Annotated in this window: 15 protein-coding genes; 3 read left to right on the top strand and 12 right to left on the bottom strand. The window is 57.2% G+C overall.

From position 1 onward, the window contains the following. The first annotated feature begins 90 nt into the window (after positions 1–90). Complete coding sequence (locus Q7T36_RS01995) at positions 91–756, top strand: excalibur calcium-binding domain-containing protein (protein ID WP_304843430.1); 666 nt, start codon at positions 91–93, stop codon at positions 754–756. Between the two features lie 4 nt (positions 757–760). Continuing rightward, positions 761–1,216, top strand: a complete 456-nt coding sequence (locus Q7T36_RS02000; protein ID WP_304843432.1) for a GNAT family N-acetyltransferase — start codon at positions 761–763, stop codon at positions 1,214–1,216. Positions 1,217–1,276: 60 nt separating this feature from the next. Here the strand turns inward: Q7T36_RS02000 and Q7T36_RS02005 are convergent, their stop codons facing one another. From Q7T36_RS02005 to Q7T36_RS02025, 5 genes are all read right to left on the bottom strand, one after another. Next, a complete protein-coding gene (locus tag Q7T36_RS02005; protein ID WP_304843434.1) occupies positions 1,277–1,876 on the bottom strand; it encodes a superoxide dismutase in 600 nt (199 codons plus the stop codon). Between the two features lie 69 nt (positions 1,877–1,945). Beyond that, positions 1,946–2,548, bottom strand: coding sequence for a peroxiredoxin (locus tag Q7T36_RS02010; protein WP_304843436.1), 603 nt, complete (start codon positions 2,546–2,548; stop codon positions 1,946–1,948). A 150-nt stretch (positions 2,549–2,698) separates the two neighbouring features. After that, positions 2,699–3,406 (bottom strand): PepSY domain-containing protein, encoded by a 708-nt coding sequence (locus Q7T36_RS02015; protein ID WP_304843438.1) that lies wholly within the window; start codon positions 3,404–3,406, stop codon positions 2,699–2,701. Between the two features lie 5 nt (positions 3,407–3,411). Further along, entirely contained in the window at positions 3,412–3,909 is a 498-nt protein-coding gene (locus Q7T36_RS02020) for an FMN-binding protein (RefSeq protein WP_304843440.1), read from the bottom strand. Between the two features lie 3 nt (positions 3,910–3,912). Next, positions 3,913–5,151, bottom strand: coding sequence for a hypothetical protein (locus Q7T36_RS02025; RefSeq protein WP_304843442.1), 1,239 nt, complete (start codon positions 5,149–5,151; stop codon positions 3,913–3,915). A gap of 335 nt (positions 5,152–5,486) precedes the next feature. Between Q7T36_RS02025 and Q7T36_RS02030 the strand changes: the two genes are divergently transcribed. Further along, positions 5,487–6,779 carry a FecR family protein gene (locus tag Q7T36_RS02030; RefSeq protein WP_304843444.1) on the top strand — a complete coding sequence of 431 codons (1,293 nt, stop codon included), beginning with the start codon at positions 5,487–5,489 and terminating at the stop codon, positions 6,777–6,779. A gap of 50 nt (positions 6,780–6,829) precedes the next feature. Here the strand turns inward: Q7T36_RS02030 and pyrF are convergent, their stop codons facing one another. From pyrF to Q7T36_RS02065, 7 genes are all read right to left on the bottom strand, one after another. Then, the gene (gene pyrF, locus Q7T36_RS02035) at positions 6,830–7,543 is read right to left on the bottom strand and encodes an orotidine-5'-phosphate decarboxylase (RefSeq protein ID WP_304843446.1); all 714 of its coding nucleotides are present in this window, start codon (positions 7,541–7,543) and stop codon (positions 6,830–6,832) included. A gap of 65 nt (positions 7,544–7,608) precedes the next feature. Then, a complete protein-coding gene (locus Q7T36_RS02040) occupies positions 7,609–7,914 on the bottom strand; it encodes a LapA family protein (protein ID WP_304843448.1) in 306 nt (101 codons plus the stop codon). Next, positions 7,911–8,210: an integration host factor subunit beta gene (gene ihfB / locus Q7T36_RS02045; RefSeq protein ID WP_304843450.1), complete on the bottom strand. Its 300-nt coding sequence runs from the start codon at positions 8,208–8,210 to the stop codon at positions 7,911–7,913. The genes Q7T36_RS02040 and ihfB overlap by 4 nt, the downstream gene beginning before the upstream one ends. A 93-nt stretch (positions 8,211–8,303) precedes the next feature. Continuing rightward, positions 8,304–9,974, bottom strand: coding sequence for a 30S ribosomal protein S1 (rpsA, locus tag Q7T36_RS02050; RefSeq protein WP_304843452.1), 1,671 nt, complete (start codon positions 9,972–9,974; stop codon positions 8,304–8,306). A gap of 169 nt (positions 9,975–10,143) precedes the next feature. Next, positions 10,144–10,881: a (d)CMP kinase gene (gene cmk / locus Q7T36_RS02055; protein ID WP_304843454.1), complete on the bottom strand. Its 738-nt coding sequence runs from the start codon at positions 10,879–10,881 to the stop codon at positions 10,144–10,146. A gap of 165 nt (positions 10,882–11,046) precedes the next feature. Continuing rightward, the gene (locus tag Q7T36_RS02060; protein ID WP_304843598.1) at positions 11,047–11,985 is read right to left on the bottom strand and encodes a COG2958 family protein; all 939 of its coding nucleotides are present in this window, start codon (positions 11,983–11,985) and stop codon (positions 11,047–11,049) included. A gap of 6 nt (positions 11,986–11,991) precedes the next feature. Next, on the bottom strand, positions 11,992–14,199 hold the full coding sequence (locus Q7T36_RS02065; RefSeq protein WP_304843456.1) for a bifunctional prephenate dehydrogenase/3-phosphoshikimate 1-carboxyvinyltransferase: 2,208 nt from the start codon (positions 14,197–14,199) through the stop codon (positions 11,992–11,994).

Here is a 14,199-nt window from a genome sequence, read left to right on the forward strand (position 1 = left end):
TTGTCAGGCTGTCCCCGCCGTATCAAAATCCCCACCTCGAAACACCGACATTAGCCCGCCCCGGCGGCCGCACTGTCCCGGACTCTCACCATGAAGCAACTCGAAGGCACCCTTTCGCAGTGGGACAACGCCAGCGGAACCGGCATCATTACTCCGGTACACGGCGACCAACGCTACGCAGTCGCCCTCGCCGACTTTTCTTTGGGCAAAAGCAAACCTCAACTGGGCGAAGAATTGCTATTTGAAGCAGGCGTCGACGCCAACGGCCAACCCTGCGCCCGGTCAGTCACCCGGCCCGTCCATGCTCTGCCACCACCGCCGGACGAAATGCGAGACTATATTCCGGCCCGGATATCCAGGCCTGCAAGCTCCAGTTCGGGCTTTCTTCCGCTGATTATCATGCTTGGGCTGGGCGCATACGGCTACCATGTTTTTTTTGAAAACACCCCGGATTCGTCACTCAGAAAACCCGACGATGTCATGTCAAAAGTTGAAAGCATGGCGCCCAAGGTGATGGAGAAACTGCGTACCACACTCAGTACATCCAGTTACAAATGTGACGGGCGAACTTATTGTTCGCAAATGACCTCATGCGAGGAAGCTCAGTACTTCCTGGAGAATTGCCCCAACGTCAATATGGACGGCAATCAGGATGGTGTACCTTGTGAGAAGCAGTGGTGCGGTAATGACAGCGATAATAGTTTTACTTCGCACGATGACGATTCTCACGAATCCAGAATGAAATCAAGAAGGTGATGGCATGATTGAAGTCGTGAACACGGAAATTTTCGAAGATTTATTACCCTTGATCCGGAAATATCAGGAGTTTTATCAGGTTGCCAATATCTCTGATGAACACAACCGCACTTTCTTCAGCCGTTTCTGCTCTGACAATCCTTTCGGCCGCCAGTTTCTCTTCCGCACAGCAGATGGCATCGCGGCAGGCTTTGCCACCGTCTATTTTTCATTTTCCTCAACATTGGCGGCCAAGGTGGGCGTGATGAACGACCTTTACACCTTGCCGGACTTTCGCGGCCGGGGCATCGGCAAAGCCCTGATTGAGCATTGCCTCGAATTCGCCAAACAGCAGGATGCGGTGCGACTCCAGTGGACCACCGCCACCGACAACCAGACCGCTCAACGGCTTTACAACTCGCTGAATACGGACCACAAGCCTTGGCTGATCTACACGTATCACGGCGGTACCCCGGCCTGACACTCCAAAAGCAAAGGGCAGGTTTTACCCTGCCCTTTGGCTTGTTCACAACCGTGGAGATCAGCCCGCCAGATTGGCGTTCACGAAATCCCAGTTCACCAGGCTTTCCAGGAAAGTACCAATGTACTTCGGGCGCAGGTTGCGGAAATCGATGTAGTAGGCATGTTCCCAGACATCGATAGTCAGCAGCGCTTTCTGGCCATGAGCCATCGGCAGGTCGGCGTTGGCGGTCTTGGTGACAGCCAGCTTGCCGTCAGCGCCCAGCACCAGCCAGGCCCAGCCGGAACCGAACTGGGTGGTGGCGGCGGCGGTGAACAGTTCAACAAACTTTTCATAGCTGCCGAAATCGGCATTGATCTTGTCGGCAATAGCGCCGGTAGGCTTGCCGCCGCCGTTCGGCTTCATGCAGTGCCAGTAGAAGGTGTGGTTCCAGATCTGGGCGGCATTGTTGAAAATGCCAACCTTGGCGGCATCACCGGCGGAAGCCTTGATGACTTCTTCCAGCGACTTGTCAGCCAGGTCGCTGTCCTTGGTCAGGTTGTTCAGGTTGACCACATAGGCGTTGTGGTGCTTGCCATGGTGATAGTCAATGGTTTCGCCGGTAATGTGCGGCTCAAGGGCGGTACGGTCATACGGCAGGGCGGGCAATTCAAAGGCCATGATGCAACTTCCAAAAATGAGAACTAAAAAGAACGGGAGCCGGGTGGAGGCCCGACCCCGGATACGTCATTACAGCTTGTCAGCGTTGGCGGTCAGGTAAGCAGCTACCCCTTCCGGAGAAGCAGTCATACCCTTGTCACCCTTCTTCCAGTTGGCCGGGCACACTTCGCCATGCTCTTCGTTGAATTGCAGGGCGTCAACCAGACGCAGCAATTCTTCCATGTTGCGGCCCAGCGGCAGGTCATTGACGATCTGCGAGCGCACGATGCCGTTGGTGTCGATGATGAACGCACCGCGGAAAGCGACGCCGCCGGCAGACTCCACGTCATAGGCCTGGCAGATTTCGTGCTTCAGGTCGGCGGCCAGGGTGTACTTGACGGGACCGATGCCGCCTTCGTTCACCGGGGTGTTGCGCCAGGCATTGTGGGTGAAGTGCGAGTCGATGGACACACCCACCACTTCCACATTGCGGGCCTGGAAGTCAGGAATGCGGTGGTCCAGGGCAATCAACTCGGACGGGCAGACAAAGGTGAAGTCCAGCGGGTAGAAAAACACCAGGGCGTATTTGCCCTTGATGGCGGAAGCGAAGTTATAGCTATCGACGATTTCGCCATTGCCAAGAACGGCGGGAACGGTGAAATCCGGGGCGGGTTTGCCAACGAGAACGGCCATGTTGAACTCCTTTTGACGAGGGACAGGCGGCAGATGCACCTGAAGGTGTATGAAATCAGACAGAAACAGTAGGGTATCTGTTCGGCAGGGAAAAGATGAGGCTTTAGCACGAAGAATTCAAGGTATCAGAACGCTGGATTTCAGCCTTTCTTACATTTTTGGATGTCTTTTCCGGGCCAGCGCCCAGCCGGATATCGCGAGCATAATGACGCTGAGGCCCAGCGCATCTACTACCCACGGTCCATATCGACCGAACAGGCGTCCGGAATGCAGATCCTGCAGCAGGCGTTCACCGGTCAGGCCGGCTGGTGCGGCGACAGGCTGCGACCACAGCGCGTCGGGAACAATGATATCCGGCACCGGCTTCAGCGACCCGGCCAGCGTGTCCAGCTCCAGCACCGCACTCGTCGCGGACTGTCGCAGGAACACCCGTTGTTCCAGTCCTGCCATGGCGTTGAAAGGTCCGGGCAAACCGCGACCGGCATCAATCTGCTCAATCAGTTCACCTTGGGTGGTCAACAGCAGTATGCGGTTATCACAAGCCAGCACCTGGCTGTCTGCGGTTGGCATGACGCCTAGAAACAGCGCGCATTCGCCCAGAAAATCGTTACCGGACATCAAGCCATGGGCGCTTAACAGGAAATCATGCTCTCCCACACGCAATTCCAGCGGCGCTGACACGCCGTAACGATTCAGCCAGAACCGCCCTTCCAGAAATTGCTTGTCCAGCCCCAGGCCACCGGCATGATTCAGCAATATCCCGCTACCGGCCATCCATAGCAGATACAAGCCCAGCACCACCCCGATCCGGCGATGCCAGCGCAGCAGGAAGAACCGCCAGTGGGAACGTTTGCTCATCGGTTTCAGGTCGCCTTGGCGCTATCAAACAGGAGGGCCAGTCTCGCCATCCTTTCCATGGCCCGTACGGACAGCGTGGCGCCGGTAATGCCATCAACACGCCGGTTCAGGCTGTCTGCCGACGTCAATGCCGCTCCGCTGAATTGACGGGTGAAAAAAGCCTGCTGCACCTCCCCGCCCCGGCTTTCGCGGTAGGCCAGCACCTGTATATCCATGATCCTGCCCTGCTCCACCAGAAATCCGGCTGTAATCGGCTGCTCCTTGCCGATTTCATCCAGCACCCAGACGCTGCGCCCTCCCTGTTGCCAATAGCGCACCCGAAGGCCTGCATACGAGTGGCCCAATATCGCCTCGGCCCGCTGCTTCAACACCGGGGTCAGCCACAACACCCGCATTTCAGGAGCGGGGAAATGGCGTGCGATATAGCTGTCAACCGGCGTCAATGCCGGCGCCTGCCCCGAGAGGCCAAAGAACAACACCAGAACAAAACAGAGATTTCTCATGAATCAGAACGAAAAACCAAGACCGACATTGAAGCCATCCTGATCGGGATTAGCCGGATTGGGATCATCCCTGCGCTGCAGATCCGCCTTGAGCACGGCGCGCTCATGCAACCACCAATTGACGCCCACCGAGCTTTCCTGCCATTCGGAATCGGCGGCATCTGCCGCCTCGTTATCCCAGACACTGTAGCGTGCAAAGATCCCGACTTCAGGCAGCACCTTGAAGGACGGTTCGACATACCACCCCTTCTGCCCGCTGCGCTTGCGGTCGGCCGCCGCCATGGCCGCATCATTCAAATCCCATTCCGCATACAGGGCGCGCAGGCCGAACGCGCCGCGCTTGAGGGCGACATGAGCCTCCGCCAGACTGGCATTCATATCCGTCCCGGCTACCTTCGCCCCCCCTTGCGACATATCGGCCTGCTGATGCCAGGTGACACCGAACTCTACACCCGGCAAGCCGGTGTACTTAAGCCGCGCCGTATATGCCAGATCACTGCCGTCGGCCTTGGAACCGCGTTGACGGCCATCCTTGATCTTGCCTTCCGAAGACTTGAGGCCACTGGAAAACATGGCGTCGTACGACAGGCCGGGCGCGATGGATCCGGAGGCCATCACACCGGTCTCATACCAGGTGCCGGGCACAATCTCGCGTTCAACAGGCGCCCGGAACACCCCGTAAAAAGTATCCGGCTCATGCGTTTCGTTGAGAATACCAACCGGCACAAGCATTTGCCCGACTGCAGCGCGATGGTTTTCAGCATAGCGATATTCAAGGAACAACTGTTCCAGCGCGACATAGCCATTGGTCTTGGCGGTGGAAGCGCAGCTTAGCTCGGCGGCATCCACCACCCCATCCCCATCCTTGTCCGTAAAGGTACAGGTATTGCTGGTGTCCTGTACCAGGGCATGCTCCACTTCCAGTTCACTCGCAAATCGCAGTTTGTCGCTGAACTGGTGCCCCACGAACAAAACCAGCCGATAGGCGTCGAATTCATCTTTACTGCCGTCAATGTGCTTGAAATAAGTCTCACCGTAGCCGCCCAGCGTGGTTTTACCTGCTGAAAGCCCAGTATTGCCGGATTGCTGCTTTTCGAGTGCTGTCGCCAAGGCATCAATCTGCTGCTGTTGCAGTTGAAGCTGCTGCCTCAGGGATTCCAGATCTGTCCCTTCCGCTTTCGAGACGGCAGGAAGCACCAGTGTAGACAAGATGGACAAAGCGATAAACGACTTGCGAGACATGAGACCCCCGGGACAAACAACATGAGTGGCATGACTCGTATCATACACAATCACATTTCGTAATGCAAACCATTCGCATTTGCTTTACGGGTTCACTTGCCGTTTCCCAAGCTGGCGGATTCCTGAAGATCATCAAAACGGAGTGACATATCGTTTGGAAACAGCGGATACCTCCCTTTACTTTTGGCCAAATGCAGGTAGTCTTCTATGTTAAGCCGTACTACCGTCCTGTAATTTACCAGCAGAGTTCGGTTACAATGCACCAAAACAACACCGATGACGGCAACAACTACAACAACGTATCCCGCTACAACCACGGATAACTGGGGTTAAACATGCATGTTCCGGATTTTCTGGCCCGACCCAAAGCCCTGATAACCGCCATGGTCAGCTTCTGGCTGGCCGGTCTGGCCTATGGTGAAACGGCCGGACGGGTTAATTTCGTGTCCGGCGACGTGGTCGCCGTCAAGTCCGACAACACCCGCCGGACTCTGCATCGCGGCGATCTGGTCAACAGCGGTGAACGGCTGGAAACCGGCGATAAATCCCGGGTGCAGATCCGCTTCACCGATGGCAGTTTTCTGGCTTTGCAAGCCAAGACCGTCTTCAGCATCGATACCTATACCTATACACGTGACAAGCCGGAACAATCCTCGCTGGTCTTCAACTTCCTGCGCGGAAGCATGCGCACCATCAGCGGCGCCATCGGAAAGGCCAACCGTCAGGCTTACCAGATCAAGACTCCAACCGCCACCATCGGCATCCGTGGCACGGATTACGCCGGCGTGATGCTGGATAACGAATTGTTGCTGAAGGTATTGGGCGGCATCGTCAACCTGAGCAATGCCCTGGGCAATGCCGATGTCCTTAGCGGCCAGACCTTTAATGTCCGTCTGGGCTCTGCCCCCGCCCCTTTCAACGGCAAGTTTCCCGCCGACGTGGATGCCATTGAACCGGATGTGGATGCAGCGACTGGTGAGAATGGCCTGACGAACGCGGCATCAGGCACCGGCGGCGAAGACATGCCTGAACGGCCACGGCTTGAAAATTACGATAATTACAATCAATTCCTGCAGGCGATGTACGCCTTCAAGAAAGCCGAAGCGGCGCGGGCTGCGCTGACGACCCCGGCAACCCCGGCGGCACCTTTGCTGGATCTGGAAAAATTCAAGAACATGGCGCCTATCGAGGCCGATATGGACACCGAAACCGTGGAGGCCGCATCAACGCCCTCTTTGGTCACGGAAGGTCCGGAAACTATTGATGAAGCCGTCGCCATGGCGGAGAAGTTGAAATTTCCCCGCTATACGCCCGGAGAAAACTATCATCGCTCTACTTTCAAGGATTTTCCCTTGATGCCGGTTGAGCAACCCACACTTGAAAACGCATCCATCAACGACACCTTCAAGCTGGGGCAGACTACCAACAATATGCTGTTGAACGCAGCCGCCGTTCGCGAAGACGAAAACGGCAGCAATAATTTGTTCTCGAAGGCGGATCTGCTCAATAAGAAAATCACCCTGCAAATTGAGCGTGGCGATCATGTGCTGAGAATCTTCGGCAATGTTGTTCAAATTCAAGGACTGGATGACATTTCAATCACCATCCTCGATCGCCGGAACAACTAACAGCCTCAGACGCATCTCCCATGTCCTTAGTCGCACCAGCTCCTGAGCCATCAACCAGGAGCAGTTCCGCATAGCCCCGCCACGATTCCCTTTAAAGCCAGGACCGGGTCGGCTGCTTGCGTCACCGGCCTGCCAATCACCAAATAATCAACACCTGCACTCATTGCCTGCGTGGGGGTCATAATCCGCTTCTGGTCATCCTTGGCGGCTCCTTCCGGACGAATACCAGGCGTAACCAGAGCAAATGGCGCCCTGTGCCTCTCACGCAATACCAGGGCTTCCTGAGCAGAACACACCACACCGTGCAAGCCACACTCTTCTGTCAAAGCCGCCAATCGCAATACCTGCTGGATAGGGTCGACATCAAGACCGATATCCGCCAGATCGTTCCTGTCCGAGCTGGTGAGCACCGTGACGGCGATCAGTAATGTCCCATAGCCTCCCTGCTCCAGTCGCTCCCGGGCAGCATTCATCATACGGCGGCCGCCACTGGCATGGACATTGACCATCCATACGCCCAAATCGGCTGCGGCCTGAACGGCTGAAGCTACTGTGTTGGGAATGTCATGGAATTTCAGATCCAGGAAAACATCAAAGCCTTGCTGTTGCAGCGAACGGACAACGGACGGACCTTCCCGGGTAAACAGCTCCTTACCCACCTTCAGACGGCAAAGCGCTGGATCAAGCCCCGATGCCAACTCTAGGGCTGCACGGGCATCCGAATAATCAAGGGCGACAATGACGGGCGAGGAACAGGTATTCATGGGGGAAAGTCATCTCAATGGAAACTGGTTCCCATTGTAATGCATGAGTATCGCTGGATGACAGTTCAGTCGCCGCCGGGAGCCCGGCTTTGTTGTTGACGAAGAAGATCAAGCTCACGCCGGGAGCGCCGGAGTTGCAGATGCATGGGCAATACCCGGAATGCAATCAGGGAGGTGATGATCCCCGCCACTGCACCCGCTGCAAAACTGAGCAGAGTGATAACCCCCACGCTGGCCCCGGTGAATTCAACAAACACCAGATTGAGCGTCACCTGATGCTGAGCATTAGCGACCACAATCCAGACGCCGGCTATAAAGAAAGCCAGCAACACCAAGGTCAGGAAAATCTTGCGGACGCTTTTCAGCGTCATGATTTTTCGTCTTCATAGTTGACCCGGTCCTTGAGCTCCTTGCCGGGTTTGAAATGGGGGACATATTTCGGGCCGACCTCAACCGTTTCGCCAGTCTTGGGATTCCGACCGGTACGGGGAGGACGAAAATGCAGACTAAAGCTCCCGAATCCACGGATTTCAACCCGTTCGCCCTGGGCCAGGGTTTCCACCATCTGTTCAACCAACGCTTTGACAGCCAGTTCAACGTCTTTTTCAGTCAATAATTGCTGACGGGCGGCGATACGACTGATCAGGGCGGACTTGGTAAGGGCCATAGTGTGATCCTCAAAATCTATGTTCCTGATTTAGCATAAAAAAACGGGAGAGGCAAAGCCTTCTCCCGTCTTTTTTACAACCGATTGCGTCGCTTACTTCATTTGCGCCTTGATCAGGTCGCCAATGGTGCGCGGACCGGCAGCCGTCGGCTCCTGCGGCGCATTGCGCAGGGTGCTGATGGCTTCACGCTCTTCGGCTTCATCCTTGGCCTTGATCGACAGGCTGATGACACGCGACTTGCGGTCAATGCTGATGATCTTGGCTTCGACTTCCTGACCCACGGTCAGATGCTTGGAGGCATCTTCCACACGGTCACGGATGATTTCAGAGGCCTTCAGGGACGCTTCCACGCCGTCAGCCAGCTCAACGGTAGCGCCCTTGGCATCAACAGCCTTGACGATACCCTTCACAATCGCGCCCTTTTCATTGACGGTCGTGTAATCGCTGAACGGGTCCTTCTGCAGCTGCTTGACGCCCAGGGAGATGCGGTTGCCTTCAGCGTCCACCGCCAGGATGACGGCCTCAACCAGATCACCCTTGCGGAACTTGCGGATGGCTTCTTCACCCGGCTCGTTCCAAGCGATGTCGGACAGGTGAACCAGTCCGTCGATTCCACCGGGCAGACCGATGAAGATACCGAAGTCGGTGATCGACTTGATGTTGCCGGAAACCTTCTGGCCCTTCTCGTGATGCTTGGCGAACTCTTCCCAGGGATTGGCCTTGCACTGCTTGATACCCAGGGAGATACGGCGACGCTCTTCGTCCACTTCCAGCACCATGACGTCCACTTCGTCACCGATCTGAACGACCTTGGACGGATGGATGTTTTTGTTGGTGTGATCCATTTCGGAGACGTGCACCAGACCTTCCACGCCTTCGGCGATTTCGGCAAAGCAGCCGTAATCGGTCAGGTTGGTGACGCGGGCGCGGGTGACGGTACCCTTCGGGTACTTGGACATGATAGCCAGCCACGGATCTTCGCCCAGTTGCTTCAGGCCCAGGGAGACACGGTTGCGTTCGCGGTCGAACTTCAGCACCTTGACTTCCAGTTCCGTGCCCACTTCCACCACTTCGCTCGGATGCTTGACGCGCTTCCAGGCCATGTCGGTGATGTGCAGCAGACCGTCGATGCCGCCCAGGTCCACGAATGCACCATAGTCGGTCAGGTTCTTGATGACGCCCTTGACCACTTGGCCTTCTTGCAGCTGGCCCAGCAGCGCTTCGCGCTCGGCAGAGGATTCGGCTTCCATCACGGCGCGGCGGGACACCACGACATTGTTGCGCTTCGGATCCAGCTTGATGACCTTGAACTCGAGTTCCTTGCCTTCCAGGTGGGTCGTGTCGCGGATGGGGCGGGTGTCGACCAGGGAACCCGGCAGGAACGCGCGGACGGGGCCGATTTCGACGGTGAAGCCGCCCTTGACCTTGCCGGAGATGAGACCGCGAACGATTTCGGCATCGTTGAAGATCTTTTCCAGACGGGTCCAGGTTTCGGCGCGCTTGGCCTTCTCGCGGGACAGGACCGTTTGCCCCATGCCGTTGTCGAACGCATCGACGACCACTTCAACAGTGTCGCCAACCTGCACTTCCAGTTCGCGCTGGTCGTTCAGGAATTCTTCGCGGGGAACAACCCCTTCGGATTTGAGACCGGTGTCCACAGTGACCCAATCGGAGTCAATGGCGACAACGATACCGGAAATGACAGCGCCGGACTCAAACTGAAGTTCGCTTTCGGCAAATAGGGAGGCAAATGATTCGCTCATGAATAAACCCTGGATGCAAATGCATCGTTTTTTTGGCCGCACACAACCAGCTTGTGGCGGGCAGATAGATTAGACGCACGTTCCGGCCTTGCTGGTGACGCCGGAATGCCGCCTTTCCCAACAGCAAAAGCCGGTTGTACCCGGCTTTTGCGTCAAAATACTGTCTTGCTCAGGCGCCCAGTTGGGCCCTGAACGCTTTCAGTTGTTCCGCTTTTTGTGCAGCGGCGATAACCGCCTGCAGCACCGCTTCAATACCGAGCGCCGTGCTGTCGAGCACCAAGGCGTCGGCGGCAGGCTTCATCGGGGCCACGGTGCGCTGCGTGTCACGCAGGTCGCGGGCGCGGATGTCCTCTAAAATGGCGGCTAAATTAGCATCAAAGCCCTTCTGTAGCAACTGTTTGTATCGCCTTTCCGCCCGGGCTTCCGCCGAAGCGGTCAGGAAGATTTTTACACAGGCATCCGGGAAGACGATGGTGCCCATGTCCCTGCCGTCCGCCACCAGTCCCGGCAGTTCGCGGAAAGCATGCTGGCGTTGCAGCAGTGCGGCTCGGACACCCGGCAAGGCGGCGATCCGGGAAGCGGCGGCACCGACTTCTTCGGTACGGATGGTCTGGGTGACATCCTCTCCTTCAAGGATCAGCATCGATTCGCCCTGATTGTCCTCGAACTGGACATCCAGATAAGCTGCGAGAACTTCCAACCCCTTTTCATTATCCGTCTGCACACCGTGCTGTTGCGCAGCCTGCGCCAGCAAACGATATAACGCGCCGGAGTCAAGGACGCGGAAACCCAGCTTCAGTGCCAAGCGGTGGGCAATAGTGCCCTTTCCTGATCCGCTGGGGCCATCGATGGTGATGACCGGCGGAATCTGCAATTCGCGGACGACGGGTTCAAGATCTGCACTCATGCGTGCCTCCAGCAAAGTGATGACAGGTCTGCCTGGGATTCTGATTGTTATGGGGCAGGCGCGTGCTTTTTATAGAAGTCCGGACTGAAAAGCAACCGCCACCAGACACAAATTGCTTCTGAAGGCGTATTTGGCGGCTAACAGCAGCATTTCAGATGAGTGGCGCTAGCGAAACAGGTCCTGCAACTCTTCGCTGGAAAAAATACGCTCGTACCATTCCTTACGGATTTCACGGCTCTGAATATCCGTCTTCACACGCTTGATGAAGTCATGGAAGTCCTGATTGATGGTGGCCATCTTGTTGAGCACATCCCAATCCAGAGTTTCCGTCCGTGCGGCGGGGAAAATGATGCTGGAGGCGTCGGGTTCATTGGTGTTCAGTTCAATGATGCCGATGCCGAACGTGGCGGACAGCCGGCTGAGTTCAGCGATGAACTCTTCATCGTCGGAAATACGCGCCGCCACCAGATAACCTTCATTAGCCCAAGAGGAATTTGAAACTGCCTGGAAAAAGGTTTCACGAAGGTTGGCAAAATTCAGCTCGCGCTTTACTTCGAAGGAATAGAAACGAACGGCTGTATTACCCAGCGTAGAGTTCAACTCATAGACATCGGTCTGCCACTCCTCCATCGGAAAGTAGCAGCCGACCATGTCCGGATGAAACCACTCGCCGTAATCCTTGTTGTCGGTCTGGCTTAGGCGGATGGTGCGGGAGTAAACACGCAGGTGCAGGGAAGCAAAATAACTGAGCAGCGGATACAAATCCTTTTCCAGGAAATTGCCGCGCGCCACCGGCCGCTTGGTTCCCGGTTTGCTTTCTCCGGCCGCTTCCTGCAATAACGGCAAATCAAAGGGAATCGGCAGGCTCTTCAGGAAGAACCGCACCGGGCGCGACCCGACCTTGCAGAACGGGCTGGCCACGTTGTCACGCATGTCGATATACAGCCGGGCGCCCAAGGTGCGCACCGGGGTCTTGCCCCGGGAACCCACCTGCTTGTCATAACCGGTTTGTTTTGCCAGCTCCCAGATTTCCTCGGAGGAAAGCGGACGTTTTTGCTCGGCCAGCAACTTCTTGGCCAATTCCAGAAAACCCAGTTTTTCCATAGCCAATTATTGTTCCACCACGCGGATATTCAGACCCGCGCCACGCGCCAGTTCCACAAAGCCGGGAAAGCTGGTGGCGACGTTGGCGCAATCGTTGATTTCAATAGGACCCAGGGCTCGCAAGGCGGCCATGGCGAAAGACATGGCAATGCGGTGATCGCCGTGACTGACCACCGAACCGCTGCCGATAGGACCGCCTTCGATGATCATGCCGTCAGGCGTCGGTGTGGCCTTGACGCCCAGGGCAATCAGGCCGTCCGCCATCACCTGGATGCGGTCGGATTCCTTGACCCGCAGTTCTTCAGCACCAGTCAGCACCGTGGTGCCTTCCGCGCAGGCGGCTGCAATGAACAGGGAGGGAAACTCATCAATGGCCAGCGGGACATCGGCTTCGTTGATGCGGATGCCCTTCAGCTTGGCGTAGCGGACACGGATATCAGCCACCGGCTCGCCACCCACTTCCCGCTCGTTCATCAGGGTCAGATCACCGCCCATGTCGCGCAGGATGTTGATGATGCCGATACGGGTCGGGTTGATGCCGACATGCTCCAGCACGATGTCGGCGCCGGGCGCGATGCTGGCGCCCACCATGAAGAAGGCAGACGAAGAAATATCGGCGGGCACGTCAATGTTGGTGGCCGTCAGTTTGCCGCCGCCACGGATACGAATGGTGGAGCCTTCCGTCTTAACATCGTAGCCGAAACCGCGCAGCATCCGTTCGCTATGGTCGCGGGTGGGTGCGGGCTCGGTAATCACCGTCTCCCCTTCCGCCCACAGGCCTGCCAGCAGCACGCCCGACTTGACTTGGGCGCTGGCCACCGGCATGTCATAGACGATGCCCTTCAGCGATTGGCTGCCCTTGATGCTGACAGGCGGGGTACCCTTTTCGCCGGTGGTCTGGATCACGGCCCCCATGCTGCGCAAGGGCTTGGCGATACGCTCCATGGGCCGCTTGGTCAGTGAAGAATCGCCGGTCATCACGGTATCGAACTTCTGGGCGGCCAGGATGCCGGACAGCAGGCGCATTGAGGTGCCGGAGTTGCCGCAATAAATGGCGTTGGGAGGGCTCTTCAGCCCGTGCAGGCCGACGCCGTGAATACGGACTTCCCCGTTTTTCGGGCCTTCAATGACCACACCCATGTCGCGGAATGCCTGCAGTGTGGCGAGCGCATCTTCCCCTTCCAGAAAACCGGTAACTTCGGTCACGCCCTCGGCGAGCGAGCCGAGCATGATGGAGCGGTGGGAAATGGACTTGTCGCCGGGAACGCGGATCTGACCGGTCAGGCTACCGCCGGCTTCTACGATAAATTGCAGGTTTTTCGGATTCATGGTCTTGGCATAGGCCGTACCGGCCAACATGTGGGTGAAATGGTGACGGGCGGCCTGGGCGCGGGTAAGGATTCCGAGCACAGCCTCGCTGTCATGGGCTACCACGGCGGCGCGTAAACGCTCTACGCCCTGGCTGAAACCTTCGAGGGCGGCAAGGATACCACGCTCGTTGGCAAAAAAGATGTCATGCCACATCAAGGGGTCACTGCCGGCGATACGGGTGAAATCGCGGAAGCCCCCGGCGGCATAACGGAAAATATCGAGGTTTTGCGATTCACGTGCCAGTGAATCCACCAGCGAGAACGCCAGGAAATGCGGCAGGTGGCTGGTCTTGGCCAAGACTTCGTCATGGCGTTCAACGGTCATCTGCAACACTTCGGCGCCGGCGGCCTCCCACATCCGGCGGACCTTGGCCGTGGACTCGGGGGCCGTATGCGCCAGCGGTGTCAGAATCACCTTGTGGCGCTGGAACAGATCCACCTTACCTGCCAGCACCCCGCTCTGCTCGGAACCGGCAATGGGATGCCCCGGCACAAAATGCACCGGCACCCGGCCAAACACCCGTGCGGCGGCTTCCACGACATTGCCCTTGGTGCTGCCGACATCGGTCAGGATCGTCTCCGGCCCCACCGCATCACGGATACTGTGCAGCACACTCTCCGTGGCGCAAACCGGCATAGCCAATACCACCAGATCCGCACCCATTACGGCGTCAGCCGCTTCCGCATAACCGGCATCAATCAAGCCAATGGATTGCGCCGTCTTCAACGTGCGCTCACTACGGCTGCTGGCGACAATGGTATCCGCCAGCTTTTCGGCACGCAGCACGCGCGCCAGGCTGGAACCGATCAGGCCAAGGCCGATAAAGGCAACACGGCTGAACAT

Origin of the sequence: Fluviicoccus sp. (genome assembly GCF_030646115.1) — a bacterium.
In the GTDB taxonomy this organism is placed as follows: Bacteria; Pseudomonadota; Gammaproteobacteria; order Pseudomonadales; family Moraxellaceae; genus Fluviicoccus.

What these genes read in the sequence shown, in the direction of transcription:
- Q7T36_RS02005 (WP_304843434.1), bottom strand. Translation starts at nt 1,876, where the DNA reads ATGGCCTTTGAATTGCCCGCCCTGCCGTATGACCGTACCGCCCTTGAG.
- pyrF (WP_304843446.1), bottom strand. Translation starts at nt 7,543, where the DNA reads ATGAATACCTGTTCCTCGCCCGTCATTGTCGCCCTTGATTATTCGGAT.
- Q7T36_RS02025 (WP_304843442.1), bottom strand. Translation starts at nt 5,151, where the DNA reads ATGTCTCGCAAGTCGTTTATCGCTTTGTCCATCTTGTCTACACTGGTG.
- cmk (WP_304843454.1), bottom strand. Translation starts at nt 10,881, where the DNA reads ATGAGTGCAGATCTTGAACCCGTCGTCCGCGAATTGCAGATTCCGCCG.
- Q7T36_RS02065 (WP_304843456.1), bottom strand. Translation starts at nt 14,199, where the DNA reads ATGTTCAGCCGTGTTGCCTTTATCGGCCTTGGCCTGATCGGTTCCAGC.
- Q7T36_RS02030 (WP_304843444.1), top strand. Translation starts at nt 5,487, where the DNA reads ATGCATGTTCCGGATTTTCTGGCCCGACCCAAAGCCCTGATAACCGCC.
- Q7T36_RS02015 (WP_304843438.1), bottom strand. Translation starts at nt 3,406, where the DNA reads ATGAGCAAACGTTCCCACTGGCGGTTCTTCCTGCTGCGCTGGCATCGC.
- Q7T36_RS02060 (WP_304843598.1), bottom strand. Translation starts at nt 11,985, where the DNA reads ATGGAAAAACTGGGTTTTCTGGAATTGGCCAAGAAGTTGCTGGCCGAG.
- Q7T36_RS02010 (WP_304843436.1), bottom strand. Translation starts at nt 2,548, where the DNA reads ATGGCCGTTCTCGTTGGCAAACCCGCCCCGGATTTCACCGTTCCCGCC.
- rpsA (WP_304843452.1), bottom strand. Translation starts at nt 9,974, where the DNA reads ATGAGCGAATCATTTGCCTCCCTATTTGCCGAAAGCGAACTTCAGTTT.
- Q7T36_RS01995 (WP_304843430.1), top strand. Translation starts at nt 91, where the DNA reads ATGAAGCAACTCGAAGGCACCCTTTCGCAGTGGGACAACGCCAGCGGA.
- ihfB (WP_304843450.1), bottom strand. Translation starts at nt 8,210, where the DNA reads ATGGCCCTTACCAAGTCCGCCCTGATCAGTCGTATCGCCGCCCGTCAG.
- Q7T36_RS02040 (WP_304843448.1), bottom strand. Translation starts at nt 7,914, where the DNA reads ATGACGCTGAAAAGCGTCCGCAAGATTTTCCTGACCTTGGTGTTGCTG.
- Q7T36_RS02000 (WP_304843432.1), top strand. Translation starts at nt 761, where the DNA reads ATGATTGAAGTCGTGAACACGGAAATTTTCGAAGATTTATTACCCTTG.
- Q7T36_RS02020 (WP_304843440.1), bottom strand. Translation starts at nt 3,909, where the DNA reads ATGAGAAATCTCTGTTTTGTTCTGGTGTTGTTCTTTGGCCTCTCGGGG.